30 protein-coding genes are annotated in these 25,913 nt (G+C 61.9%); all 30 read left to right on the top strand.

What is annotated here, in order from left to right:
* The first annotated feature begins 51 nt into the window (after positions 1–51).
* The 30 genes from CF161_RS10675 to CF161_RS32185 all read left to right on the top strand — a co-directional run bounded on the left by CF161_RS10675 (position 52) and on the right by CF161_RS32185 (position 25,632).
* Complete coding sequence (locus tag CF161_RS10675) at positions 52–606, top strand: hypothetical protein (protein WP_256206354.1); 555 nt, start codon at positions 52–54, stop codon at positions 604–606.
* Entirely contained in the window at positions 603–1,193 is a 591-nt protein-coding gene (locus CF161_RS10670; RefSeq protein ID WP_020296588.1) for a phage baseplate assembly protein V, read from the top strand. The genes CF161_RS10675 and CF161_RS10670 overlap by 4 nt, the downstream gene beginning before the upstream one ends.
* A gap of 87 nt (positions 1,194–1,280) precedes the next feature.
* Complete coding sequence (locus tag CF161_RS10665) at positions 1,281–1,484, top strand: hypothetical protein (RefSeq protein ID WP_020296587.1); 204 nt, start codon at positions 1,281–1,283, stop codon at positions 1,482–1,484.
* Positions 1,485–1,488: 4 nt separating this feature from the next.
* The gene (locus CF161_RS10660) at positions 1,489–1,815 is read left to right on the top strand and encodes a GPW/gp25 family protein (protein WP_020296586.1); all 327 of its coding nucleotides are present in this window, start codon (positions 1,489–1,491) and stop codon (positions 1,813–1,815) included.
* Entirely contained in the window at positions 1,812–2,693 is an 882-nt protein-coding gene (locus tag CF161_RS10655; RefSeq protein WP_020296585.1) for a baseplate J/gp47 family protein, read from the top strand. Before CF161_RS10660 ends, CF161_RS10655 begins: the two co-directional genes overlap by 4 nt.
* Before the next feature lies 1 nt (position 2,694).
* The gene (locus CF161_RS10650) at positions 2,695–3,300 is read left to right on the top strand and encodes a phage tail protein I (protein ID WP_020296584.1); all 606 of its coding nucleotides are present in this window, start codon (positions 2,695–2,697) and stop codon (positions 3,298–3,300) included.
* Positions 3,297–5,216 carry a phage tail protein gene (locus CF161_RS10645; protein WP_020296583.1) on the top strand — a complete coding sequence of 640 codons (1,920 nt, stop codon included), beginning with the start codon at positions 3,297–3,299 and terminating at the stop codon, positions 5,214–5,216. The genes CF161_RS10650 and CF161_RS10645 overlap by 4 nt, the downstream gene beginning before the upstream one ends.
* On the top strand, positions 5,216–5,650 hold the full coding sequence (locus tag CF161_RS32200; RefSeq protein ID WP_256206353.1) for a phage tail assembly chaperone: 435 nt from the start codon (positions 5,216–5,218) through the stop codon (positions 5,648–5,650). Before CF161_RS10645 ends, CF161_RS32200 begins: the two co-directional genes overlap by 1 nt.
* A gap of 102 nt (positions 5,651–5,752) precedes the next feature.
* Positions 5,753–6,919 carry a phage tail sheath family protein gene (locus CF161_RS10635; RefSeq protein WP_020296581.1) on the top strand — a complete coding sequence of 389 codons (1,167 nt, stop codon included), beginning with the start codon at positions 5,753–5,755 and terminating at the stop codon, positions 6,917–6,919.
* A 12-nt stretch (positions 6,920–6,931) separates the two neighbouring features.
* Positions 6,932–7,441, top strand: coding sequence for a phage major tail tube protein (locus tag CF161_RS10630; protein ID WP_020296580.1), 510 nt, complete (start codon positions 6,932–6,934; stop codon positions 7,439–7,441).
* 13 nt (positions 7,442–7,454) lie between these two features.
* The gene (locus CF161_RS10625) at positions 7,455–7,760 is read left to right on the top strand and encodes a phage tail assembly protein (protein WP_020296579.1); all 306 of its coding nucleotides are present in this window, start codon (positions 7,455–7,457) and stop codon (positions 7,758–7,760) included.
* Between the two features lie 141 nt (positions 7,761–7,901).
* A complete protein-coding gene (locus CF161_RS10620) occupies positions 7,902–10,463 on the top strand; it encodes a phage tail tape measure protein (RefSeq protein ID WP_020296577.1) in 2,562 nt (853 codons plus the stop codon).
* Positions 10,464–10,472: 9 nt separating this feature from the next.
* Positions 10,473–11,318, top strand: a complete 846-nt coding sequence (locus tag CF161_RS10615) for a phage tail protein (RefSeq protein ID WP_020296576.1) — start codon at positions 10,473–10,475, stop codon at positions 11,316–11,318.
* The gene (locus CF161_RS10610) at positions 11,293–11,499 is read left to right on the top strand and encodes a tail protein X (RefSeq protein ID WP_020296575.1); all 207 of its coding nucleotides are present in this window, start codon (positions 11,293–11,295) and stop codon (positions 11,497–11,499) included. Before CF161_RS10615 ends, CF161_RS10610 begins: the two co-directional genes overlap by 26 nt.
* Positions 11,500–11,560: 61 nt before the next feature.
* On the top strand, positions 11,561–12,604 hold the full coding sequence (locus CF161_RS10605) for a phage late control D family protein (protein ID WP_020296574.1): 1,044 nt from the start codon (positions 11,561–11,563) through the stop codon (positions 12,602–12,604).
* Between the two features lie 200 nt (positions 12,605–12,804).
* Positions 12,805–13,443, top strand: a complete 639-nt coding sequence (locus CF161_RS32195) for a hypothetical protein (protein WP_084471705.1) — start codon at positions 12,805–12,807, stop codon at positions 13,441–13,443.
* A gap of 187 nt (positions 13,444–13,630) precedes the next feature.
* Complete coding sequence (locus CF161_RS10600; RefSeq protein WP_020296573.1) at positions 13,631–14,215, top strand: hypothetical protein; 585 nt, start codon at positions 13,631–13,633, stop codon at positions 14,213–14,215.
* Entirely contained in the window at positions 14,212–14,394 is a 183-nt protein-coding gene (locus CF161_RS10595; protein WP_020296572.1) for a DUF2635 domain-containing protein, read from the top strand. The genes CF161_RS10600 and CF161_RS10595 overlap by 4 nt, the downstream gene beginning before the upstream one ends.
* Complete coding sequence (locus CF161_RS10590; RefSeq protein WP_020296571.1) at positions 14,394–15,890, top strand: phage tail sheath subtilisin-like domain-containing protein; 1,497 nt, start codon at positions 14,394–14,396, stop codon at positions 15,888–15,890. The genes CF161_RS10595 and CF161_RS10590 overlap by 1 nt, the downstream gene beginning before the upstream one ends.
* Positions 15,891–15,956: 66 nt before the next feature.
* Positions 15,957–16,304 carry a phage tail tube protein gene (locus CF161_RS10585; protein ID WP_020296570.1) on the top strand — a complete coding sequence of 116 codons (348 nt, stop codon included), beginning with the start codon at positions 15,957–15,959 and terminating at the stop codon, positions 16,302–16,304.
* Positions 16,301–16,597 (top strand): phage tail assembly protein, encoded by a 297-nt coding sequence (locus tag CF161_RS10580; protein ID WP_020296569.1) that lies wholly within the window; start codon positions 16,301–16,303, stop codon positions 16,595–16,597. Before CF161_RS10585 ends, CF161_RS10580 begins: the two co-directional genes overlap by 4 nt.
* 130 nt (positions 16,598–16,727) lie before the next feature.
* Positions 16,728–18,452 carry a hypothetical protein gene (locus CF161_RS10575; RefSeq protein ID WP_020296568.1) on the top strand — a complete coding sequence of 575 codons (1,725 nt, stop codon included), beginning with the start codon at positions 16,728–16,730 and terminating at the stop codon, positions 18,450–18,452.
* Positions 18,445–19,689: a DNA circularization protein gene (locus CF161_RS10570; RefSeq protein ID WP_020296567.1), complete on the top strand. Its 1,245-nt coding sequence runs from the start codon at positions 18,445–18,447 to the stop codon at positions 19,687–19,689. The genes CF161_RS10575 and CF161_RS10570 overlap by 8 nt, the downstream gene beginning before the upstream one ends.
* Positions 19,690–19,692: 3 nt before the next feature.
* The gene (locus CF161_RS10565) at positions 19,693–20,733 is read left to right on the top strand and encodes a phage baseplate assembly protein (protein ID WP_020296566.1); all 1,041 of its coding nucleotides are present in this window, start codon (positions 19,693–19,695) and stop codon (positions 20,731–20,733) included.
* A gap of 126 nt (positions 20,734–20,859) precedes the next feature.
* Positions 20,860–21,411 (top strand): phage baseplate assembly protein V, encoded by a 552-nt coding sequence (locus CF161_RS10560; RefSeq protein ID WP_020296565.1) that lies wholly within the window; start codon positions 20,860–20,862, stop codon positions 21,409–21,411.
* A 2-nt stretch (positions 21,412–21,413) separates the two neighbouring features.
* On the top strand, positions 21,414–21,812 hold the full coding sequence (locus CF161_RS10555; protein WP_020296564.1) for a phage GP46 family protein: 399 nt from the start codon (positions 21,414–21,416) through the stop codon (positions 21,810–21,812).
* Positions 21,802–22,842, top strand: a complete 1,041-nt coding sequence (locus CF161_RS10550) for a baseplate J/gp47 family protein (RefSeq protein ID WP_020296563.1) — start codon at positions 21,802–21,804, stop codon at positions 22,840–22,842. Before CF161_RS10555 ends, CF161_RS10550 begins: the two co-directional genes overlap by 11 nt.
* Positions 22,830–23,429, top strand: coding sequence for a YmfQ family protein (locus CF161_RS10545; protein ID WP_020296562.1), 600 nt, complete (start codon positions 22,830–22,832; stop codon positions 23,427–23,429). The genes CF161_RS10550 and CF161_RS10545 overlap by 13 nt, the downstream gene beginning before the upstream one ends.
* Positions 23,430–23,443: 14 nt before the next feature.
* Complete coding sequence (locus CF161_RS32190; RefSeq protein WP_084471703.1) at positions 23,444–25,279, top strand: phage tail protein; 1,836 nt, start codon at positions 23,444–23,446, stop codon at positions 25,277–25,279.
* A complete protein-coding gene (locus CF161_RS32185) occupies positions 25,276–25,632 on the top strand; it encodes a tail fiber assembly protein (protein WP_084471701.1) in 357 nt (118 codons plus the stop codon). Before CF161_RS32190 ends, CF161_RS32185 begins: the two co-directional genes overlap by 4 nt.
* Positions 25,633–25,913: the final 281 nt, after the last annotated feature.

Below are 25,913 nucleotides of genomic sequence, written 5' to 3'. Positions count from 1 at the left end.
CCCTGATCGACATCGGCCCTCAACCAGGTCTGCCGACATGGACCCACAGGTGTGGCAGCGTCGACCTTCTTCTGGAACACGACAATGAATGAACTGACTCAGCTACAAGACGCCATCATGGCCACGATCAAGTTGGCGATGCCGCATCTGCACACGGTCGAGGCCTTGCCCAAGGTGCTTGAGGACGCCACTGAGCCGGCGCTCTACTTTGCAATTACAGGCCTGGACCAGGGCGCCGACCCGGGCGACGGCCGCAGTTGTCTGCAGGCCACTCTTGAGGCGCGGGTGCGAGTGGATGCCAAGCTTGTGCAGGCACCTTTGCAGGCGGCCATTCTGGCGGCTCAGTTGATCGAGCTTCTGCGTTGCCAGCAGTGGGACCTGGATTTTGTCGAAGGCGCAACGGCGGTCTCGGCAAAACCTGCGGATACGGTCTCGGAGCCGGCTTACAGAGCCGAGTGGATCGTGCGCTGGCAGCAGCTTATCTACCTTGGCCAGGAGCAATGGCCATGGCCGAATCAACCATCAGGCACGCTGGTACTGGGCTTCAGTCCCGATACCGGCCCAGGTCACGAGGGTGACTACCAGTCGCCGGAGCACATGGCGTGAGTTACGTATCTGCAACCCACGACCGCATGATTGCCGGTTTGATCCTCCCGTGCAGCGTGGTCGGTGTGGACCTGGCTGCCGGCCTGGTGCGGGTTTGCGATGGTGCCGGCTGGACCAGTGCCTGGGTGCGCTGGCACAGCCAGGCCGCCGGCAAGGCCCGTCACTGGCGGGCGCCGAGTCTGGGCGAGCAGGGCGTCCTGATCAGCCCCAGTGGCGAGCCGGCGCAGGGCACTTTTGTACCGGGCCTGTACGGTGATGCCGGCGCTCAACCAGACAACCGTGATCATGTCGAAGTCTGGCGTTTCGATGATGGCGGCTCGCTGGTCTACGACTGGCAGGCCAAGCGCTACAGCATCAGCCTGCCCAGCGGCACGGTGGCAATCCAGGTCGGCGCCAGTGCGGCGTTGGTCACGGACAACGCCATTACGGGCACGGCTGACAGCATCACGTTGACCGGGGCAATCACCCTCAATGGCGATGTGCAGATCAACGGCGCCGGCCTGACGCACAACGGCGTGAACATCGGTTCGACCCATGTCCACCTGGGCGTGATGCCCGGTCCTGGCTCAACCGCAACGCCTCAGTGACGCTTTGGCGATCAACGTCGGCCACCCTTGGCCTAGATAAACCTGATCAATCCGCCGAATGCGGATTTTTTGTACCCGGAGAAAAGCATGGCAATTCCGAAAAAAAAGCTCGACCGCTCGGCCGGTACTGGTGCTGCGGTTTTTCGCGACACCCTCTACACCTCCCGCATCCTGATCCTGGCGGATGGCCGCGAGCTGGCGGTGGCTCAGGGAACGGTATCGGCGCCGGCTGGCGACAGCCTTGCCCGGGACTATCTGGAGCAGCATCCGGACTTTCAGCCGCAGGAGTAACACGATGATCGGAATGGATCGCCGTACTGGCCAGCCGCTGTCCGGCATCGAGCATTTGCGGCAGTCCATCGAGGACATCCTGACCACCCCTTTGGGCAGCCGGCGGATGCGACCTGAATACGGCAGCAACCTGCGCCGTTACGTCGACCTGCCGGTAACCGGTGGCTGGAAAAGCGCGGTGCAGGCCGAGGTGGCACGAGCGCTGTTGCGTTGGGAGCCACGGCTGAAGCTGGAGCGGGTGCGAGTGGTAGCGGTGGTGGAGGGTCAGGTCAGTTTCCAACTGACGGGCCAGTACCTGGGCAACAACGCGGTTTTGGAGGTGACGGCATGAGCATGCTGGATTTGTCGGCGCTGCCGGCGCCCCAGGTGCTGGAAGCCCTGGATTTTGAAGCGCTGTATCAGGACAAGCTGGCGACCTTTCGCCGCTACATGGGCGACAACTGGACGGCCAACCTGGAAAGCGATCCCGTCACCAAACACCTGGAGCTCTCGGCCTACGGCGACATGCTGTTGCGAGCCCGGGTCAACGATGCGGCCAAGGCGCTGCTGCTGGCCCATGCCAAGGGCACGGATCTGGATCAACTGGCAGCCAACGTCAATCTGCAACGCCTGGTGATCCAGGCCGGCGACCCGCAAGCGGTGCCGCCGCTGGAGGAGATCAAGGAAGCCGATGACGCACTGCGCGAACGTGCCCAGTTGGCCTACGAAGGGCTGACCACCGCCGGGCCGCGTAACAGCTACATCCTGCATGCCCGCAATGCCTCGGCCCTGGTAGCCGATGCCGAGGCCGAAAGCCCGTCACCGGCCTGTGTCACGGTCACGGTGCTGGGCCTTGAGGGCGACGGCGCTGCTGCGCCTGAGCTGTTGGCGACGGTTGCCGCAGCGCTCAACGATGAGGACGTACGCCCCCTGGGGGATCGGGTCACGGTGAACAGTGCCCAGGTCCTGCCGTACCGCATCGACGCGGTGCTGCACATGAAAGGCCCCGGGCCGGAAAGTGATGCGGCCCTGGCCGAGGCCGAGCGCAGGCTGGCCGCCTGGGTCAACCCACGTCGGCGCCTGGGCATCGAGGTGGCGCGTTCTGCCATCGATGCCCAGTTGCATGTGGCCGGCGTGGCCCGGGTCGACCTGCACGGTTGGCAGGACATCGCTCCGAGCAAGGCCCAGGCCGCGTACTGCACTGGCTACAGCGTCACCTTGGGGAGCTGATATGAGCAGCCTGCTGCCAAGCAATAGCACCTTGTTGGAACGCGCCCTCGAGGCGACCAACACCGGCGACACCGCCACCATGTTGCGCACCCTGTACAACCCGTCGACCTGTCCGGTGCACTTGCTGCCCCAGCTGGCCTGGGCCTGGTCGGTGGACCGCTGGGACCCGCGCTGGAGCGAAGCGGTCAAGCGCAACGCCATTCGCGCCTCGCTTTTCATCCATGCCCGCAAGGGCACCATCGGCGCGCTGCGCCGGGTCGTGGAGCCCCTGGGCTACCTGATCGAAGTGGTCGAATGGTGGCAGACGGTCCCCCGGGGTGAGCCCGCCACCTTTGCCCTGAAAGTCGGCGTACTGGATACCGGTATCACCGAGGAGATGTACCAGGAGCTGACCCGGCTGATCGACGACGCCAGGCCCGTGAGCCGGCACATGACCGGGCTGGCCATCAGCCTGGAAACCTCCGGGGTGATCGGCTACGGCGCCTATGTGGATCAGGGCGAAGTGCTCGACGTTTACCCCCCGGCGCCCCGTGATATTGAAGTGACCGGTCGATACGGCCAGGTCATGTGCATTGATGAAACAGACACCCTGGATGTGTACTCATGATCGATTCCAACAGTCAGTTCTTCGCCATTCTCACTGCAGTGGGCGAGGCGAAACAGGCCAACGCCACCGCCCTGGGCACGCCCTGGACCTTCAAGGAGATGGCGGTAGGGGATGCCAACGGCACCGACCCCATCCCCAGTAGGACCCAGACCAAGCTGATCAACGAATGGCGCCGTGCGCCGGTGAATCAGGTACGTACTGATCCGGCGAATCCCAACGTCATTATCACCGAGCAGGTCATCCCGCCCGATGTCGGTGGACGCTGGATCCGTGAAATCGGCCTGTTCGACGCCGAAGGCGACCTGGTGGCGGTGGCCAACTGCGCCCCAAGCTTCAAGCCCTTGCTGGCCCAGGGCACTGGCAAGACCCAGGTCATCCGCATGAACTTCATCGTGGCCAACACCGCGCAGGTCGTGCTCAAGATCGACCCTGCGGTGGTCCTGGCGACCCGTGAGTACGTCGATAACGCGGTGATCGAAGCCCTGGCCAAGATGGACTTCAAACACTCGGCGCTGGTGGCCACCACGGCCAACATCGCGCTGAGCGGGATCCTGACCATCGACGACGTGCTGCTGCCGGCCGATGCCCGGGTGCTGGTGAAGAACCAGATCCAGGCCAAGGACAACGGCCTGTACGTGGTGTCGGCGACCGGCGTCTGGAAGCGTGCGCAGGATGCCGACAGCAGTCCGGAAGTCACCCCGGGCCTGTTTGTCAGCATCGAGAAGGGCACGGTCAATGGTGACAGTGTCTGGCAGTTGGTCACTGATGGGCCGATCATTCTGGGCACCACGGCGCTGGAATTTGAAATGGCGGTTGGCCGGACCGGCATCAGCGCGGGTTCATATGCCAACGTCACTGTCGACAAGTACGGCCGGGTGATCGCAGGGACCAACCCGAACACCCTGGCCGGCCATGGCATCACCGACACCTATACCAAGGCTGAGATCGAGTCGATTGTGGCGCAGGCGTCGTCGTTGCCGGTGGGCTCGATGGTGGCGTTTCCCAAGGGTGCGGTTCCGCCGGGCTTCCTTGAAGTTGATGGCAGCGTGAAGAGCGTTGCTGCCTTCCCTGACCTGGCGGCGTACCTCGGGACCACCTTCAACAAGGGCGATGAAGGCGCGGGAAGCTTCCGACTGCCAGACTCTCGGGGTGAGTTCTTTCGGGGCTGGGACCATGGGCGTGGGGTGGATGCCGGGCGCGCAATTGGCTCTATGCAGCTCGATAGTCTGCAAGGCTTCCGCCTGGAGACGCTGCGAACTAAGGCTGGCACATCCTGGGGTAACGATGATGGCGGCGCTGGTGATCCAGCGTACGGCCCGCCGTTGGGCTCAGTCGCTCCGGGCACAAGACCACGTAACTTAACGGGCGCTTTCGTCAGTGACGGCGTGAACGGCGTGCCTCGTGTTGGATCGGAAACCCGCCCGCGCAACTTGGCGGTCATGTGGTGCATCAAGGCTTGGAACACACCCGTCAATCAGGGAAACATCGACGTTGCGGCGCTGGCCCCGCTGGCTGCTCAGGCGACAGAGGCAAATCAAGGTACGGCGAAAATCGCAACTGACGTGCAGATCAACGCTGGCACGAATGACGCGACAATCGTCACTCCAAAAAAACAGCGCCTTGGTTTTTCATGCATGTTCGGTACTGACGGCTATGTTGCGCTCCCGACTTGGCTAGGCGGATTTATCTTGCAGTGGGGTCGATTCTCGATCAACGGCAACTCCGCCACCGTGCTTTTCCCGACTGCATTCCCATCTCGCGCTGTTTTTATTTCTGCGCAACGTGTCACGGACGGCACGGGGGCGTATGCGTTGACGCTCAGTCAAAACATTCCGCATACCAATTCGAGCGCCACTTTCCGGCATTCAGGCGGAACAATTACAGAAACCGATTTCTGGTGGGCATGGGGGTACTGATGGCACATTTCTACTCTGCAACAGCGCACAGCTTTTACACGTCTGCTGTAAACGGCAAGAGCATGCCGTCGGACGTGGTTGAGATTACGCGTGAGGCTCTGGTGTCGCTTCTTGCCGCTCAACGTGAGTTGAAAGTTATCGTGCCGGACGAGCGAGGATTTCCGATTGCTGTCGATCCTGGCCCGCCTTCTCATGAACAATTGATAGAAGCGGAACGAGCCTGGCGCGACGGTGAGCTTGCATCAGCTGTCTGGCTGCGCGAGCGTCACCGCGACCAACTGGAGATCGAGGTGGAAACCACGCTTACGGCGGAACAGTTCAAAGAGCTGCTGCTGTACATGCAAGCCCTGCGCGACTGGCCGCAATCCCCGGACTTTCCACAGGCCGAACACCGCCCAGTGGCCCCATCCTGGATCGCCGAAAAAACCCAATAAACGCCCCGCATCACCGGGGGCGTTTTCTTTCCCGCTTCCCCTTAACCCAACATCCCTTACAGCCCCCTTTACCCGGGGCTTTTTCATGTCTGGAGTTTATCCATGAGTGGTTTTTTCCACGGCGTTACCGTTACTAACGTCGACACCGGCGCGCGCACTATTTCGCTGCCGACGTCCTCGATCATCGGCCTGGTGGACACCTTCACCGAGGCCCCGGCCTTCACGGCCAAGGCCAACGACCTGCTGCTGATCACCAACGAGCGCGAGGCCATCGCGGCCTGGGGCCCGGATGCGGCGATCACCAAGGCCTGCCAGGCCATCTATCAGCGAGCCAAGGCGGTGATCGTGGCCTGCGGCGTGGCCAAGGTGGCGGATGCGGCAGAGCAGACCTCGGCAATCATCGGCGGGGTGCTGGCCAACGGTAAGCGCACCGGTTTGCAGGCGCTGCTGGACGGCAAGAGCCGTTTCAATGCCCAGCCGCGTTTGCTGGTCACCCCCAAACACAGTTCGACCCTGGCGGTCGGCACCGCCCTGGTCGCCCTGGCCGACAAGCTGCGTGGCCTGGCGATCATTGACGGCCCGAACAGCACCGACGAAGCGGCCATGGAGTACGCCAAGAATTTTGGCGCCAAGCGCGCCTACCTGGTCGATCCGGGTGTTCAGCACTGGGACAACGGCGCCAGCGCCACAGTCGACGCGCCGGCCTCGGCCTGGGTCGCCGGCCTGTTTGCCTGGACCGACAACGAATACGGCTTCTGGGCTTCGCCATCGAACAAGGAGTTTGTCGGCATCACCGGCACCTCACGCTCCATCGAGTTCCTGGACGGCGATGAAACCTGCCGCGCCAACCTGCTGAACAACGCCAACATCACCACGGTCATCCGCGACGACGGCTTCCGTCTGTGGGGTAACCGCACGCTGTCGAGCGATCCGAAGTGGGCGTTTGTCACCCGGGTGCGGACCATGGACATCGTCATGGACGCCATCCTCTTCGGCCACAAATGGGCGGTCGACCGCTCGATCACCGCGACCTACGTCAAGGACGTCACCGAGGGCCTGCAGGCGTTCATGCGTGATCTGAAAAACCAGGGCGCGATCATCAATTTCGAGGTTTACGCCGACACCGAGCTCAACACGGCCAGCCAGCTGGAGCAGGGCAAGGTGTACTGGAACATCCGTTTCACCGACGTACCGCCCGCCGAAAACCCGAACTTCCGAGTCGAGGTCACCAACCAGTGGTTGACCGAAGTCCTCGACCAAGCCGCTTAAGGAGCAGCAGCAATGGCAATGATTCCCGAAACCCTGGCGAACATGAACCTGTTCGTCGATGGCATCAGCTTTCAAGGCGACGTGCCGAGCCTGACCCTGCCCAAGTTGACCCTCAAGACCGAGGAGCATCGTGTCGGCGGCATGGACGTGCCGGTGGAACTGGACATGGGCATGGAAAAACAGGAAGCCGGCTTCACCACTACCGGCGTGCGCCGTGAGTCGCTGAAGATGTTCGGCCTGGCCGACGGCACCGGTTTCAACGGGGTGTTCCGCGGTGCCTTCAAGGGCCTCAAGGGCAAGGTCACCCCGGTGATCGTGACCCTGCGCGGGCTGCTCAAGGAAGTCGACATGGGCGATTGGAAATCCGGCGACAAGGCCGAGATCAAGCACAACGTGGCGCTGACCTACTACAAGCTCGAAGTCGACGGTCGCCTGATCTACGAAATCGATGCCCTGGGCATGAAGCGCGTGATCAATGGCGTCGACCAACTGGCCGCGCAACGTTCGGCCCTGGGCCTGTAAGGAAACCACCTCCATGTCTCAAGCAATCGACAAGAGCCCGGCCTGGATGGCCCTGAGTGCTGAAAACGTTGTCATCAGCCTCAGCAAACCGGTGCAGATGAACGGCGTGGTCTGCGACAAGGTCACCTTGCGTGCTCCCACCGTGCGCGATGTGCGTGCGGCCAATGCCGGGGCCGCGGGCGACGATGAACAGCGTGAGCTGATGCTGTTTGCCAGCCTCGCTGAAATCAGCGCCAAGGACCTGGAGGGCATGGCGCTCAAGGATTATCAGCGCCTGCAGGCCGGCTATTTTCGCCTGGTGCAAGACGACGAGCTTTGATCCGAAGGTGATGAAAATGGCAGCGAAGCGGCTCGCCAGCGAGCTGCATTTCGCCGCCGAGGAAATCATGACCATGAGGTTTTCCGACATGGTCTGGTGGCTCACGGATTGAGCCCATCACCCAAGGAGCAGGAGTAGCAGATGGCGAGCAAACTGGAATCAGGGCTGGTGGTGATAGGTACGGCCCTCAGTTCGACGTGGGACGCCGCCTTCAAGACGGTGGAAGGCCGGATCAAGCAACTGGAGGCACAGGGCAGCAAGGCCGGGGTGCTGGAAAAGACCATCGGCCAGACCCTGCGTCTGCAGGATGAATGGAAAAAGGCCCATGACACCGGCGCCGCTTCCGCCACCGGGCTGTTGCGCCGGTTGGAAGAGAGCCGTGATGGCCTGCGCCAGCAGGGTGTGCAGGTCCATAAACTGCGCGAGGAGTACCAGGCGCTGGGTAACGTGGCTCGGGGCTCGGCTTTGCAGGCCCGAGGGTTGCAGCAGATCGGCCAGGGCAAGGCCGACTTCAAGGCGGCTTATGGCTTGGCCAAGGACGGAATCGGCAAGCTGGCCATCCCGGTCAAGGCCAGTGCCGATTATCAGGCACTGATCCGCGACATTGCGATCAAGGCCGGTGTGGCCAATCAGCCTCAGGAAGCGCAGCTGAGCCGCACCGTCATTCAGACCTCACGGGACACGGGAATGGCCCGCAACGAGGTGGCCGCTCTGGTGGGGCAGATGACTGCCAAGGGCATGTCACTGAGCAAGGCGCAAGGTTACACCGCGCTGGCGGCCCGATTCGCGGTGGGCCAGGGCGCCGGTGTGGAAGACACGGCGAACCTGATGCGGGCCCTGGAGCTGAAAGCCGGGATCAGCGACCCCAAGGTCATGGAGCAGGCCCTGGAGGCCATCGCCCTGCAGGGGCAGGCAGGCAATTTCGAGGCCGCCGACATGGCACGCTTGCTCCCGGCACTGCTCGAGAGCGCGGGTGGGCAGGGGCTCACCGGTATGGATGCGGTAAGCCAGTTGGGCTCGATGCTGCAGGTGCAGATGAACACCGCCGCAAGTCCCGATGAGGCCGCCGGACAACTGCAGAACTGGATAGGGAAAATCGGTTCCAGTGATGCAGTCAAGGCTTACAAAGATGCCGGCATTGACTACCAGGCTTCGCTGAACACCGGTATCCAGAAGGGCATGTCGAGCCTGGAGGCGAGCTTTGCCCTGGCCATGCGTTATGTCAGGGCCATCGACCCGGCCAAGGCCGCGAAGATGGCCGAGGCTCAGGCGCAAATCAGCAAGGAAACGGACCCGGCGAAGGCCAAGTCCATGCTTGAGGCTCTGGAAGAGTCCCTGCGTACCGGTGACCTGTTCACCGATATGCAGATCAAGGCGGCCTTGCTGGCTCAGACCCAGGGCCGGCAGCAGTACGAGCAAGTGAAGAAGGACTCGTTGAGTGCTTCGGGGGTTATCGACAAGAACCTGGCCGAGCGTCGGCAAGCCTCCAAGCAGCTTTGGGCTGAAACAGGGCATGCCGTTGACGACGGCATGCGTGCCGTGGGAGAGGCCCTGCGCCCGGCCACTGATCTGGCGGCCAAGGGCCTGACCCTGGTAGTCGGCAAGCTGACTCAATTGGCGGAGGCGGCTCCGTCATTGGTATTGGGAGTGACCGCTCTGGGCGCCGCGTATGTCGCGGTGAAAAAGCTGATGGCCGTCTACACCATGGGCAAGGGCCTGCTGAATGTTTTCCGAGGCGGGCTGAAGATTGATCCCAAGTTTGTGCAACGGGTATTTGTCACCAACGCACTGGGAATGGGGGCGGGCGATTACGGCATCGACGGCGGCCGGGACAAGAAGGGCAACAAGGGTCGCAAGCGCCCCGGTGGCGCGCGGGGCAAGCCCGGCACGTTCAGCAGGGTTTTCCAGACACTGAAAAGTGCATTCAGCCCAGCTCGTCTAGGCAGCGTTGCCAATGGCGCGCTGGGCATGGGGCGCACGGCGCTGAACTGGGTAGGGTCCTTGCTGAAGAGCGCAAAGCTGTCACCCAAGTTGGGTGGCAGTCTTCTGTCGGTGCTAGGTGCCGGTATTCAGGTGGCAGATACCTACCAGAATGCCAAGACCCGCGACGAGAAGGCTGAGGGTTATGGACAAGCGGCCGGAGGTCTTGCGGGGGCTGCGGCAGGTATGGCGGCAGGTGCGCTCATTGGCTCGGTGGTACCGGGGCTTGGGACCGCCGTAGGTGGCCTGATTGGCGGCATTCTGAGTGCTGCGGGTTATTGGGGAGGTTCGGTCGCCGGTGGCTCCTTGGGTAAAAAAATGTTCGGCTCCGACGAGTCGCTCAAGCAGATGCCCGTAGCCGGTCCGCTGATGATGCGCAACGCCGGGCAGAACATCCCGCCGGTCATGGGCGACATCGCCAAATCCTTCCAGACGGGCCAGACACCCCCGCTGATGGGACAGGCGGCGCGCTCGATGGCCAGTCCATCGTCGTCCACCGCGGCGCTGGCCACGATCACTGCGCCGGATTCATTCAAACCCCAGGTCCCCCCGGTCATCGAGCAGCAGTTCAGCTTCGCGCCTTACCTGTCGATCTCGGTCCAGGGCGATGTGCGCGACCCTGCGCAACTGGCCCGGGAGCTGGAACCGCACCTGCGCTGGCAGTTCGACGAGTTCAGCCGCCAGGCTGCCGCTCGCCAGCTGTTCGACGCGGCACACGTTTAAGGAGATCCCATGGCTTACATGGAACAGCTGCAATCGGGGCTTGGCGCCCTGGTGGCGGCAGCGGAGGCGGGGCGGCGCAGTGCGGATGAGATGCTGGGGCCCATGAACGGCGCCATCAGCGATATCACCGGCGCCGCCCTGGAGCTGGAGAACCTGCCCTTTGTCGGGCCGGCCCTGGGCGCCAAGTTGCAGCGCACGATGCGCGGTATCAGTGCCGCGCAGTCGGTCGTCGGTGAAGTGGCGGCCAAGTACAGCCAGGCGGTGACGGTGGCGGGGCAGGTGCAGCAGCGTCTTGGCGCGTTGCAGGAACAGGTGGCCAAGGCCGGCGCGGCGATCAACCGCATCGGCGGGCAGATCAGCCCCGCCCTGGGCAATATTTTCCCGACGGCCGCGTTTGCCGAACAGGCCACACCGGCGGCCGAGGCGGTGAAGCCCTTTCCACACCTGTTGATCCTGCAACCGCTGGGGGCCGGTGGGCAGCCTTACTACTTCAATGTCGACACCGCGGCTTTTGAGGACCTGCGCCGACAGACCGGGTTCCGCTGGGCCGGCCAGGAGCGCCTGAACCGCAGTGTCGCCCAGCAGGCGGTGGGCCAGGGTGAAGAGCGCATTTCCCTCAAGGGCGCGATCTTTCCGGGGTTCAAGGGAGGGCTGGGGCAGTTGCAGACTTTGCGCAGTATCGGCCGACGCTTGCAGCCGCTGGGCCTGACCACCGGCTACGGCGAAGTGCTGGGCACCTGGTGCCTGACCAGCATCGAGGAAGACCAGAGCCACCTGCTGGCCGGTGGTATCCCCCGCAAACAAGGTTTTTCATTGGAGTTCGTAAGCTATGGCGACGACCTGCAGAACGTCTGACGGGGACCTGCTCGATACCCTGTGTCAGCAGTACTACGGCCACCTCAACGGCAGTGTCGAGGCCGTGCTGGATGCCAATCAGGGGCTGGCCGACGAGCCCCAGCCGTTTCGCGCCGGGGTCCTGATCCGGCTGCCGCAACTGCCGGTTCGGGCCGAGGCCATGGTCCAGCTATGGGACTGATCCCCAACCCCATCAACAAGCCCCGTCGAGTACGGGGTTTGCACTTTCTGGAGCACGGCTCATGACCCCGACGTTTCGCATTGTTGCCGATGGCCGGGACATCACCGCACAGCTCAACGACCGGTTGCTGAGCCTGCGTACTACGGACAAACCCGGCATGGAGTCGGACGAATTCGAGCTGCGCATCGATGACCGCGACGGGGCCGTGGCGTTGCCCGGGCGTGGTGCAAGCATTGAAGTCTTCCTCGGTTACGCAGGCCAGGAACTGACCCGCCTGGGGCGCTATACCGTGGATGAGGTGGTGGTGAACGGACCGCCCGACACCCTCGAGATTCGCGGCAAGGCCAGTGACATGCGCGGCAGCGGTAAAACCACGCGCAGCGGCAGTTGGGAGAACGTCTCGCTGCAACTGATTGTGCGTGACCTGGCGGCGCGCAACGGCTGGATACCGATCTGCCCGCTGGCGACCAAGGTGCCACGCATCGATCAGCTCAATGAGTCCGATTTCAACTTCATCACCCGCCTGGCCAGGCAATACGACTGCACCGCCAAAGTGGCCGAAGGCAAGCTGCTGGTGCTGCCCCGGCAGGCCGGGCAGAGCGCCAGCGGCAAGGCTCTGGGCGTCGTCACCCTCACCCGTGGTGACGTCAGCCGCTATCAGTTCCGCCTGAGTGATGGCAGTACCCACAAGGCGGTGCAGACCCGGCATCAGGACAAAAAGAGTGGAGCGCTCAAAGTCATCGACCTGGGCAATGAACATGCAGCGAAGGGCGTGCCGACGGTGAATACCGATCGGCATCTGTATCCGAACAAACAGGCCGCCGAGCAGGCTGCCAAGGCGCGTCTGGCGGCCTTCAACCGCAGCACCGCCAGCCTGCGCCTGGATATGCCTGGGCGTACGGACCTGTTTGCCGAGCGAATCATCACTGCCCAGGGCTTCAAGGTCGGACTCGACGGCGACTACCTGGTGGATTCGGTCGAGCAGCTCTTCACCCAATCTGGCTGGAGTACCACGGTTGAGTGCAATGGCGGCAAGCAAGGCAAGGCCAAGGCCGCGGGCAAGAAAAAGCCAGCAGCCCGGCCACTTAAGGTGGTGCAGCTTTAAGTCATTGCGCCCAACTTTGGCGTGGACTGAACTTGATCTGCGGTGGGTTCACTCTTGGAATCCATGAGTACTAATAGTCCGTGATGAAGCGCTAGGGGCGATTGATTGATCGCTCGTTGTAAGGAGTTGCGGCCGTCTTTCTGCGCAAGTTCGCTTTGAAAATGAGCACGTAAGCTCGCAAAAGCACTGTCGGAGATCTTATGGAAAAGATTAAAGCCTTATTGCTGTTGAGTCTGTTTTCGTTGATGGGTACATCCCTGAATACCTGGGCGGATGCGATGTCTTGGAACCTGGCGCGGGATGTTGTTTTTATCAAGGAGAGTCCTGCGCCAAACTCTCCTTGGGCATTTATGCAGAATGCGTCGGGGTTGAATAATCCTGAAAACTATACGCTGTTGCCTTTTTTCAAAGCGGATGCTTGTGGTGGCAAGCCTGCTACATGCTGGCAAGATCCAGCATCTGGTTCTCATGTAACGGTCCATTTCAAGACTTATACATTCACAGGGAACGGAACTTTTGTTATCGCGCCGGGTGATGTTGTTTTTCATCCTGGTCAGAATAGTCAAACGATCATCCGCTGGGCCAGTCCAATCGTTGGGGAAGTTAATGTTCTAGGGCGTGTCAACCATGTCCATGAAACTTGTAGTGATGGTGTTACCTGGTCGTTAAGTCTGGACGGAGCCGTTATTCAGTCTGGCAGTTTGGCTAAAGGTAAGGGGGCTGTGTTTTCTGCAACCAAAGTGCCGGTTACCAAATCATCTTCTCTTTATTTTGTGCTTGATAAGAAAGCTAACTTTTCATGCGATACCAGCACTATCGACATGTTGATCGCCAACTAGTCGACACAACGTTTCGGTTTACCCGAATACAGTTCATACCAAGTGAGTGAGAACAAAATAAAGCCCAGCGGAGTGGCAACTAAGGGGCGATAACCTCGACCCCGGCCTGCAAGGATGCGGGCTTCCGATGATTCGGACCTTTTTGTAAGCCCGCCACCCCGCGGGCTTTTTATTGCCCGGTGACCCCATGAAAATCACCCCCATCTCCACCCAGCTCCGCACTCACTGCCCCAACCTCACCAACCGCATCGCTGTCGGCATCGACCTGCCTTCTCTGGAGGCCGATACCTCGTTGCAGCTCCCCGCAGCGTACATCGCGCCCCTGACCGATGTGGCGAGTCGCAGTGCGGCGCAGAACGCTGGCCGTCAAATCATCCGCGATCGTTTTGAAGTGCTGCTGGTGCTTGATGCCACCGATGCCACAAAAGCGCTGGATCTGATGCACGACCTGCGCGCCGAAGTCTGGCGGGCCCTGGTCGGTTTCAAACCCGGCCTCGACTACAACCCCATCGAATACGACGGCGGCGAGCTGGTGTCGCTCAGTGCCACCCGCTTGCTCTATCGCCTGCGCTTTTTCGCCGAGTTCCAGCTCGGTCGCAACCTTGCCAGCCAGCCGGCGGAAACCTGGGGCGAGCGTGAATTGGACGGCTTGCCGTCTTTTACCGGGGTCACGGTGCGGGTCGATGCCATCGATCCGGCCGACCCCAATCTGCAACGTCCGGGGCCCGACGGGCGTCTGGAGCTGACTTTTTCAGGAGACGTAACCCCATGACTAAACGCATCACTGTGCTGCCGGCCGTTGGCCGCGCGGTGCCGGACCCGGAAGCGGGCGATCTGTTGCCCGTCACCGGCCGTGAAGTACCGGACAACGCCTGGTGGCGTCGACGTCTGGCCGATGGCGATATCACCAGCAAAGCCGTGAAAGCGGCGAAATCACAAGGAGCCAAATAATGGCGATCGGTTTCAGCAATATCCCTGCGGACATTCGTGTACCGCTGTTCTACGCCGAGATGGACAATTCGGCAGCCAATAGCGCTTCGTCGTCCATGCGCCGCCTGATCGTGGCCCAGGTCAACGACAATGCCACCAGCACCGAAGTCGGCAGCCTGGTGCTGGTATCCAGTGTGGCCCTGGCAAAAAGCATCGGCGGTAGCGGCTCGATGCTCGCCGCCATGTACGAAACCTGGCGCAAGACCGACCCGGTCGGCGAGATCTGGTGCCTGCCGCTGCACAGCACCGAGGGCAGCCTGGCCAAGGCCGAGCTGAAACTCACCGGCGCTGCGACCCAGAGCGGCTTGCTCAATCTGTATGTCGGCGGCGTGCGGGTGCAGGCCTCGATCGTCACCGGCGCCACGGCCACTCAGGCCGCCGCTGCGCTGGCGCTGAAGATCAACGCCGCGGTCGATCTGCCGGTCACGGCGGCGGCCGTTGATGGCACTGTCACCCTGAGCGCCAAGTGGACCGGCGACACGGGCAATGACATCAGCCTGCAGCTCAATCGCCTGGGCAAGAGCAATGGCGAGGAAACCCCGGCCGGTCTGTCGCTGACCCTGGGCAAGATGGCCGGCGGCACCGGTGTGCCGGATCAGGTCGCGGCATTGGCAGCGTTGGGCGACGAGCCTTTCGAGTTTATCTGCATGCCCTGGACCGACACTTCGACCCTCAACGCCTGGCAAGCCGTCATGGATGACAGCACCGGTCGCTGGTCCTGGGCCAAGCAGTTGTTCGGCCATGTCTACAGCGCCAAACGCGGCACCGTCGGCACGCTGGTAGCAGCGGGCCAGGCGCGTAATGACCAGCACATGACCATCCAGGCCCTGGAAGCCGGTGTGCCGCAACCGGTGTGGGTGCAAGCCGCCGCCCTGGCGGCGCGGACCTCGGTGTTTATCTCCGCCGACGCCAGCCGCCCGACTCAAAGTGGCAGCCTGCCGGGTGTCGATCCGGCACCGGCCAGCGAGCGTTTCACCCTGACCGAGCGTCAGTCGCTGCTCAACTACGGCATCGCCACCGCCTACTACGAAGGCGGCTATGTGCGGATCCAGCGTTCGATCACCACCTACCAGAAAAACGCCTACGGCCAGGCCGACAACTCCTACCTGGACAGCGAAACCATGCACCAGTCGGCGTTTATCGTGCGCCGCCTGCAAAGCGTGATCACCAGCAAATACGGGCGTCACAAGCTGGCTTCCGATGGCACCCGCTTCGGCGCCGGGCAACCGATCGTGACCCCGAGCACCATTCGCGGCGAGCTGATTGCCCAGTACGCCAAGCTGGAAATGGAAGGCCACGTGGAGAACGCCGAGCTGTTCGCCGAGCACCTGATCGTCGAGCGCGACGTGCAGGACCCGAGCCGGGTCAACGTGCTGTTCCCGCCGGACTACATCAATGGCCTGCGGGTGTTCGCGCTGCTCAACCAGTTCCGCCTGCAGTACGACGCGGCGGCCTGAATCGGGCCTGTTGCATAGCGTTTTTTCAGCCCGCCTCGAGCGGGCTTATTTTTTCGGAGAAATATCATGGGTCAACTGATTGCAGGCACCTGCTACGTCAAAGTGGACGGCGCGCAACTGACCATCAACGGCGGCTGCGAAGCACCGCTGATGGCCGTCAAGCGGGAAACCGTGGTCCCGGGTTTCTACAAGGAAACCGACCTCACCCCGTCGTTCAAAGTCACCGCGCTGCACACCCCGGACTTCCCGCTCAAGCAGCTGATTGCCGGTTCCGACATGACCGTCACCTGCGAGTTCGCCAACGGCAAGGTCTACGTGCTGGCCGGTGCCTACCTGGTGGACGAACCGGTGGCCAAGGGCGATGACGCCACCATCGAGCTGAGCTTCGAAGGGCAGAAGGGGACCTGGCAATGAGCAGCCTGGTGAAGTTGCACGTGCCGATCGAAGCTCACGGCGAGCCGTTGCTGGAACTCACCCTGCGCCGGCCAACGGTGCAGGAAGTGCGCACCATCAAGGCGCTGCCGTACAAGATCGACAAAGGCGAGGAAGTCAGCCTGGACATGGACGTCGCGGCCAAATACATCGCGGTCTGCGCCGGCATTCCGCCGTCCTCGGTCAACCAACTGGACCTGGCTGACCTCAATGCCTTGAGCTGGGCGGTGGCGAGTTTTTTCATGAGTGCGGCATCGCAGCCATCGCCGACCTGATCGCTGTCGCCTATGACCTGGCCTGGTTCTGGAAGGTAGACCCCGAACAGATGCTGGCCAGGCCACTGGATGTGCTCCGGGAATCCCTGGAGCACGCGCAACGGATCAATGCGATGCAGCAGGTGCAGTGATGGCAGACACACAAACCGTAGAAAAGAAATCGGTGCTGCTCAGCGGCATCGATGAGCTGTCCCCCAAACTCGCGTCTCTTCAGGGCAAGGTCGACACGTTCAAGAAGAACCTTGAGCAGACGGGGCTGGGCAAGCTGGACATCAGCGGTCTGTTCAAGGGCGGCAGCCTGATGACGCCGTTCGTGGAGGGGATCAAGGCCTGCGATGCATTCAAGGGCAAGTTGGCCGAGGTCGGCGATTCGGCCAGCGGCACCGATATGCCGGGCGCTGCGCAAAACATGAACGTGTTCAGCCAGTCGATGGGGAAGGTTTCAGCCGCCATCGATGCGGCCTTGTTGCCGGCCGTAGGTGCACTGGTGGTGGGCCTGGAGCCCATGCTCAACAGCGTGGGCAGCCTGCTCAACGACAACCCGGCGCTGGTTGAAGGGTTGGCCGCTGGTGCCATTGCTTTCTCGGCGATGCAGACGGCGGTCACTGGGGCGACTCAGGTGTTTGGCCTGATGAGCACCGTGCTCAGCGCCTCCCCGGTGATGTTGATCGCCATGGGCATCGCCCTGGCCGCCGGCGTGATCGTGGCCAACTGGACTCCGATTTCAGCCTTTTTTGTCAGCCTCTGGGAGGGCGTCAAAAGCGCCGCGGCGACGGCGATGGATGTGTTGAGCACAGTGTTCAGCTGGACCCCGCTGGGCATGGTGATTAACAACTGGGGCTCGATCACGGCGTTTTTTTCCAGTCTGTGGAACGGGGTCAAAGCGCTGGCGGGCTCGGTTGTCGATTTCCTGAAGGCGGTGTTTTCCTGGTCGCCGTTGGGGCTGGTCATGGATAACTGGGGCGGGCTGACCGGCTTGTTTTCGGCGATCTGGGATCTGCTCAAGGCGTTGGCGGTGCCGGTTATGGGGGTTCTCAAGAGCCTGTTTGACTGGTCGCCGTTGGTGATGCTCTACAACAACTGGGGCGCGGTCACGGGCTTCTTCAGTTCGATCTGGGCTGCGCTGCAACCTGGCGTGGATGCAGTGAAGAAGGTGTTCCAAACCCTGTTCGATTTTTCTCCGCTGGTGATGCTCTACAACAACTGGGGCGCAGTCACAGGCTTCTTCAGCTCAATCTGGGCCGCACTTCAACCAGGTGTCCAGTTCGTGAAGAAGGGCCTTGAAACCCTGTTCGACTTCAATCCGTTGGTGATGCTGTACAACAATTGGGGGGCGGTTACTGAATTCTTCAGTTCGATCTGGGCTGCGCTGCAACCTGGCGTGGAAGCAGTGAAGAATGTGTTTCAAACCCTGTTTGATTTTTCTCCACTGGTGATGCTTTACGACAATTGGGGGGCGGTCACTGATTTCTTCAGTTCGCTGTGGGACAAATTGCGACCGACCTTCGAGTCAATCAAGCAAGCGTTCGCGACGCTATTCGAAGGTGGTTTCGGAGGGCTGATCGCTACGGTCACCGGCAAGGTTGAAGGTCTTACCGAGGCACAAAGAACCATCAATGCCGCGGGCAACGGGCTGGCTTCAATGCAGGGCGGCGCCCTGACGCAAAACTCCAGTGCGCTGATCCAGCAAACCGCCGCCAATAACCGTACCCAACTCGAAGGCGGCTTGATGGTGAGCTTCGCCAACGCCCCTGCCGGCCTACGCGTCGACCAAGCCCAAACCAACCAGCCAGGCCTGACCGTGGCCTCCACCGTCGGCTATCGCTCGCTTTCCCTGGGAGGTTCCAATGTCTGATTCCTGGCGTGATCGTTTATTGCCGGCGTCATTTCGCGGCGTGGCGTTTTGGGTGGACCAGGCGAAAACCCCGGTCGGCCAGAAGGGCCAGTTGCACGAGTACCCACAGCGCGACCAGCCGTTTTTCGAGGGCCTGGGGCAGCAGGCGAAGATCCATGACCTGACGGCGTTTATCGTCGGCGCCGATTGCCTGGAGCAGCGCGACAAACTGCTCAAGGCCCTGGAGGAGGGCGCCGGTGAGCTGGTGCACCCGTGGCTCGGGCGGATGCAGGTCAAGGTCGGCGAGTGCGAGATGACCCAGACCCGCCAGGACGGCGGACTGGTGACCTTCAGCCTGAAGTTCTACCCGGATCAGCCGCTGCGCTTTCCTTCGGCAGCGGTCAACACCCAGCAGCAGTTGCTGGTGGCCTCCGACAGCCTGCTGGGTTCGGCGGTGAGCCGTTTTGAAGAGGCGGTCAGCCTGATCAAGGCGGTGCGGATTGGGGTCAAGGAGCTGCGCGACAGCCTCAAGGACGTCTATCAGGTGATCGAGCATGAGTTCAAGCAAGTGCTCGACACCTACCGCGACCTCAGCCTGCTGGTGCGTTCGATCAAGGAACTGCCGCGTGAAGTCAGCGCCGAGTTCGAAGGCTTGCTGGGGGATATCCGCGAGCTCAAGGATTTCGCCCGCGAGGGCTATCGCGGGATTCTGGCCAACGCTTCGCAACAGGTCGAGGCAGCCAAGCAGATCGATACGCCCAAGCTCACCACCGGCAAGGACACCACGGCGGCAGCCCAGGCCATGGCCAACCTGGTGCAGGACGCACTGCTGGTGAAGCTGGGCTACAAGGTGGCGCAGATGCCGGTGGCGACGCCGGTGGTCAAGCTCAACTCCACGCCGGCAGTCGGGCAGCAGGCGGTACAACCGGTGCAGCGCCTTGAGGTGCCGGTGGCCGATGATGTGCTGACCCTGCGCGATGCCCTGAATGAGGTGATCTGGGGCGCTGCGCTGAAGGCCGATGCCCGGCACTACGAGGTGCTCAATGCACTGCGCCAGCAGCTGTTCGGGCACCTGACCGCGGTGGCGTCTTCCGGGGTGCGCCTGATTACCTTGTCGCCCACGCAGAGCCAGCCGGCTCTGGTCCTGGCCTATCAACGTTTTGCCGATGCGACGCGGGTCGGCGAAGTGATCCAGCGCAATGGCGCAGCGCACCCCGGGTTCCTGCCGGCCAAAGGCCTTAAAGTCGCCCGGGAGTAAGCCATGACCGAACTGCAGAATACCGTGACCCTGACCGTGGACGGTCTGGATTACAGCGGCTGGAAAAACGTGGAAATCGTCGCCGATCTGGAGCGTCAGTTTCGCACCTTCAGCATGAACATCACCTGGCAGTGGCCAGGGCAGGACCAGCAGGTGCGGATCAAGCCCGGCGCGCGCTGCCAGGTGCGTATCGGCTGCGACCTGGTGCTCACCGGGCACGTGTACAAGGCGCCCATCAGTTACGACGGCAAGCAAATCAGCCTGAGTATCCAGGGCAGTTCGCTGACCCAGGACCTGGTGGATTGCGCCGCCATCAATCGCCCCAGCCAATGGCGCGAGCAGGACCTGCTGAGCATCGTGCGCGCCCTGGCCCAGCCCTATGGGGTGACCGTGCGCAGCGAAATCCCCACCACCAGCAAGTTGCACACCCACAGCATCGTCCCGGGGGAAACGGTGTTCGCTTCCATCGACCGCTTGCTGACCCTGTACCGGGTGTTTTCCACCGACGATGTCGAAGGCGCGTTGCTGTTGGCGGCACCGGGCAGCGGCGGGCGCGCCAGTGATGTGCTGGAGCTGGGCAAGAACATCCTGTCGGCGAATGCAGCGATGGATTTCTCTGCGGTGTTTTCCGAGTACCGGGTGATCGGTCAGCACAAGGGCAGCGACCAGAAAAGCGGCAGCGCGGTCAGTGAAGTGTCCGGGGTGGCGAGCGATGCGCAGACCACCCGCAAGCGAGTCACGGTGATCAGCGAGGCGGCGCAACTGACCCCGGAACTGGCCCAGCAGCGGGCCGACTGGGAAAGCGCCAGCCGCCAGGGCAAAGCGCTGACCACCACCTACAGCGTGCAAGGCTGGCGCCAGGCCAATGGCGACCTGTGGCGTCATAACTGCCTGGTGCGGGTGATCGACAAGGTGCTGGGCTTCGATCAGGAGATGCTGATCTCCAAGGTCACTTACTCGCTGTCCGAGCGCGGTTCCATCACCACCTTGCAAGTGGCGCCGCCCGCCACCTTCGACGCCAACCCGGTGCCGACGAAACGCTGAAGCCCTGGCCCGATTGAGCGTTGTAGAGGCCGCTTGCCGGCACTGACGTTCAATCGGTCCTGCTCAGCATCCATGGCCAGCCCATCGGCTTCTCACCCGCGGCGACCTGCTGCAAAGGATTCCACCATGAGCCTACTGACACGCCTGTTGGCGCGCGGCACCGTCGTGCTCGCCAACTCGGCCAATAAACTGCAATCGCTGCAAATGCGCCTGACCGCCGGTGAGGTGAGCGATGACATGGAGCATTTCGAACCCTACGGCTTTACCAGCAACCCCCTGGCCGGCGCCGAAGGCATCGCCACCTTTCTCGGCGGCGACCGTTCCCATGCCGTGGTGCTGGTGGTCGCCGACCGGCGCTACCGGCTCAAGGCCCTGGCCGAAGGCGAGGTGGCGATCTACACCGACGAGGGCGACAAGATCCACTTCAAGCGCGGGCGGATCATCGACATCGACACCACGACCCTGAACATCCGCGCCAGCAGTGGGGTGAACATCGACACCGCGACCCTGAACATCTACGCCAGCAGCGCGGTGAACATCGACACGCCGACCCTGACCCAGAGCGGCAAGATCGTCTCCCAGGGCGACCAGATCGCAGGCGGCATCAGCCAGATCCAGCACGTGCATTCCGGTGTGCAGCCGGGCCTGGGGCAGACCGGCATGCCGGTGGGGGGCTGAGTATGTTGACCTCTCTGAACCTGAAAGCCGCGCTGACCCGTTCGGTGCTGATCAGCCTGTTTACCTGGCGCCGCGCCGCCGATGACGACGCCCTCGATGACGACGAGCGTTTTGGCTGGTGGGGCGACAGCTTTCCCAGTGTCGCCGACGACCGCATCGGCTCGCGCCTGTGGTTGCTACGGCGGGTCAAGCTGACCCGGCAGACCCAGCTCGACGCTGAATTCTATGCCCGCGAAGCCCTGCAATGGCTGATCGACGACGGCCACTGCAGCGCCATCGACATCATCAGCGAACGCCTCGACGCCCAGCGCCTGAACCTGCGCACGGTGCTGACCCTGGCCGATGGCGAGCGCCTGGACATCAACCCCACTCACAGTTGGCAGGTGACCTATGCCGTTTGAAACGCCTTCGCTGCCGGTGCTGATCAAGCGCACCCAAAGCGACCTGGCCAGCGATGCGCTGCGCCAGTCCGATGCGCAAGTGTTGGCCCGCACCCTCAGCGGCGCCGCCTTTGGCCTGTATGGCTACCTGGATTGGATCGCCGAGCAGATCCTGCCGGACAAGGCCGATGAGTCGACCCTGGAACGCATCGCCGCGCTGCGCCTGAACCAGCCGCGCAAAGCGGCCCAGGCCGCCAGTGGCAGTGTCAGCTTCAGTGCCGTGGCCGGTGCCGTGCTGGATGTCGATACCCTGCTGCAAAGCAGTGACGGCCGCAGTTACAAAGTGACCGCGGCGCGCACCACCAGCGCCGGCCTGAACAGCACCCGCATCCAGGCCGTGGACGCCGGCACCCTGGGCAATGCCGAGGAGGGGCTGAGCCTGATTCCGGTGCAGCCGATCCAGGGCATCGGCAACAGTTTCACGGTGCTGGCGCCGGGCGTCAGTGGCGGCGTGGCCGAGGAAAGCCTTGAGTCGCTGCGGGCTCGGGTGATTCGTTCGTACCGCATCATTCCCCATGGCGGCGCCGCCGACGACTACGAGACCTGGGCCCTGGAATGCGCCGGGATCACCCGTGCCTGGTGCCGCCGCAACTACCTGGGCCCGGGCACCGTCGGCCTGTTTGTGATGCGCGACGACGACCCGCAGCCGATCCCCAATGCCGAGCAACTGGCGCAGGTTCAGGCCTACATCGAGCCGCTGCGCCCGGTGACCGCCGAGCTCTATGTGCTGGCGCCGGTGATGCAACCCGTGACCTACCGACTGCGCCTGACCCCCGACACCAGCGCCGTGCGCGCCGCCGTCGAGGCTGAACTGCGCGACCTGCACAGCCGCGAAGCCGGGCTTGGCGAAAGCCTGCTGCTGACCCACATCAGCGAGGCCATCAGCAGCGCCACCGGCGAGCGCGATCACCGGCTGCTGGCACCCACCCAGGATGTGCCCGCGGCCAACAACCAACTGTTGGTGTTCGGAGGTTGTGTATGGCTGGAATAAGAAGCGCCGCGCAATACCAGGGCCAACTGCGCAGCCTGCTGCCCAGCGGCCCGGCCTGGGACCCGGAGCGCCTGCCGGAATTGCAGCAGGTGCTGCAAGGCGTGGCCCAGGAACTGGCGCGCATCGACGCCCGCGCCGTCGACCTGCAAAACGAAATGGACCCGGCGAGCGTCAGCGAACTGGTGCCGGATTGGGAAAAGGTCATGAACCTGCCTGACCCCTGCCTGGGCCTGACCCCGCTGTTCGACGACCGCCGCCTGGCGGTGCGTCGTCGCTTGCTGGCCGTCGGCAGCCAGCGTGCCAGCTACTTCGTCGAAATCGCCCGTAGCCAGGGCTACCCCAACGCCAGCGTCACTGAACTGCGCACCCCGCGCATGGGCCGCTCGCGTTTTGGCGACGCGCACTTCGGCACCTGGCAGGCGCATTTCATGTGGACCCTCAACACCGGCGGCCGCCTGCTACTGGGCCGGCGCTTCGGCGCCAGCTACTGGGGAGAACGTTTTGGCACCAACCCGGGCAGCGCCCTGGAATGCCTGATTCATCGCAGTGCACCGGCGCATACGCGGGTGTACATCAACTATGACTAGAGATTAGAAAACGAGTGGATTTTCCAAAAAGTGTACCCAGCGTAGGGCTGGTGAATGGCAAGTTTGTTGATGAAAACCCGGTCACTGGCCAGGTCGGTTCGCTGATTTCCTCCGAGTGGGGCAATGCCGTGACCGATGAGCTGCTGAACGTGATTCGTGCCGGGGGTGAGCAACCCTCCGAGGCGGATCACGACCAACTGTTGGCCGCGATCAAAACCATCGTCAAAGACTCCATCCCCCCGGAAAAAATCAGAACCACGCTGGCGCAATACGGGATCACCGACGCCTACACCAAGTCGGTGACCTACACCAAGGCCGAGATTGAGGCCTTGCTCAAGAACATGTCGGCATTGCCGGTCGGCGCCATGGTGCCGTTCCCCAAGGGCAGCGTGCCGCCGGGGTTTCTTGAAGTGGATGGCAGTGTGCAGAGCATTGCGGCGTTGCCGGATCTGGCGGCGTATCTGGGCACGACGTTCAACACGGGGGGCGAAGGGGCGGGTAATTTCCGTTTGCCGGAGTCGCGTGGGGAGTTTTTGCGGGGGTGGGATCATGGGCGGGGGGTGGATGCCGGCCGCGGCATTGGAACCTATCAGGCTGATGCTCTGCAAAACATCGTGGCGGGTCTGGATGCGAATCCGAATAACAGTTACCAGTTTCTTGGTGAAGGGCTAAGCACCTCTGGCGCATTTAAGCTTACAACGAGAAATTCGAATGGTGTTGCAGATGTCGGCCTTGTCGGAGACATTCAGGCTGCGTCGTTAACCTTCGACGCATCCCGGGTGGCTCGTACCGCAACAGAGACCCGATCACGTAACTTGGCTGTGATGTGGTGCATCAAGGCCTGGAACGCGCCGATCAATCAGGGAAATATTGATATCGCCACGCTGGCGGCAGAGGTGCAAAGGCTTAAGAACCTTTCGGGCGCCCCCTATAAAGGGCTCTGCGTTTCTGCTACCGGAACCAACGCGCTGATCTCGGTCAAGGCCCGCAGTTTGATCGTGGGCAGCGGCGGTGCCGCTCAGGCCTTGAACGGCGTGGATTTGAGTATCAATCTTCAGACCACTGGACTGGATGGCCTGGATACAGGCGTGCTGGCAGCGTCCAGTTGCTACAGCACCTGGGTGGTCACCAACGGCACCCGAGTCGCGGGGATTGCAGCGCTGATGCCGCTTATCTCCTGCTCCACCACGGCGGGTTCAGCGATTGTCACCGGCATTTCCAGTACCGCGTCGATGCGCCCGGGCATGCCGTTTGGCGGGGTGAATTTTGCGCCGGGGGCTTTTATCAAGTCCGTGGACTCGGCGGGGCAGATTACTGCCAGCATGCCTGCGACCGCGACCAGTGCGAGCACTACGCTGCGTTTTGTGTATGAGCCGGTTTTGCCTGCTGATTATGTGGCTGTGCGGGTGAATGCATTTTTTACCGATTCGACGTCGAAGTTCCCATTGTCGTTCGTCCAGATCGGTTGCCGCCTCCAGTACAGACTGGCAGCAGGTTCGAATATGACGGTTTACCCGCGCATGGCTGCTCAAACATCAGGAGTCCTAAGTGCGTGGACTGCGATTTCGACTGATGCTTTTGTCCCTCCAACTGCATCCTCTATTGTGGGTTTTGTTGCTTCTATTGCAGGATCCAATAGCGGGAATATTTCGGTAGCCCCCAATAATTTAACAACGCCGGGTGCTGTGCCGACGTTTGTCAATCCTATGCCAATGAGCATCACCGCAAATAGTCTAGCAGGCTCCTTTCCATTCGTTTTTATGCTTGAAGGATCTCACATCTATTGGTGTGGAGGAGGCGGTAATAACTACAACGTACTGGCTTGTCAGGGCTGGGAGGACACTCTATGAGTAAGTATGCAGTTCGAAACGACGGTCATGGTTGGAGGGCTATTGGCGGCCCAGACGATATTGCTGCCGATGAGTGGTACTGCACGGGCTTACCACCTGATCCAGTCCCTGTCCTTCCGAGCAGTAAGGAGCTAAGTGTCGATGCTAAGGCCGTGCGTGACAAGTTGCTGGCTATCGCCGCAAACCGTATGGGGCCTTTACAAGACGCAATCGATACCGAAAGTGCTACTGAGGAAGAAGTAGAAAGCTTGCTCAGGTGGAAGCGCTACCGGATTGCGCTTAACCGAATCGAGATGCAGGAGAAGTTTCCAGTGGATGTGGAGTGGCCAATGTCTCCAGACCAGTTTCAGTAACTTTAACGGTTTGACTTAAGTATCCATCTTCAGCTTCCGCATCGTTGTTAAGCTCCAAGTATTCCGGTGTCGATTTGATACTGGTTGTAACTCTTATCCCAATCGTTGAAAACTCGGTAATTGAAGCCTCCCGTCGCGCTACACATAGCGGAGTGAATCCTGTCAGTTAGCAATGTACGGACGTCAGTCTCCGAGTAAAACGCTGCAACCCGAATTATCTGATTTATGGCACTGCGTCGAACTTTGATCGGCGCATATCAATGATAACCAAAGGACAGACG

The organism is Pseudomonas sp. CF161 (assembly GCF_000416215.1).
Lineage (GTDB): Bacteria > Pseudomonadota > Gammaproteobacteria > Pseudomonadales > Pseudomonadaceae > Aquipseudomonas.
The sequence above is the reverse complement of the archived record's forward strand: the minus strand, read 5'-3'. Positions and strand labels throughout refer to the sequence as shown.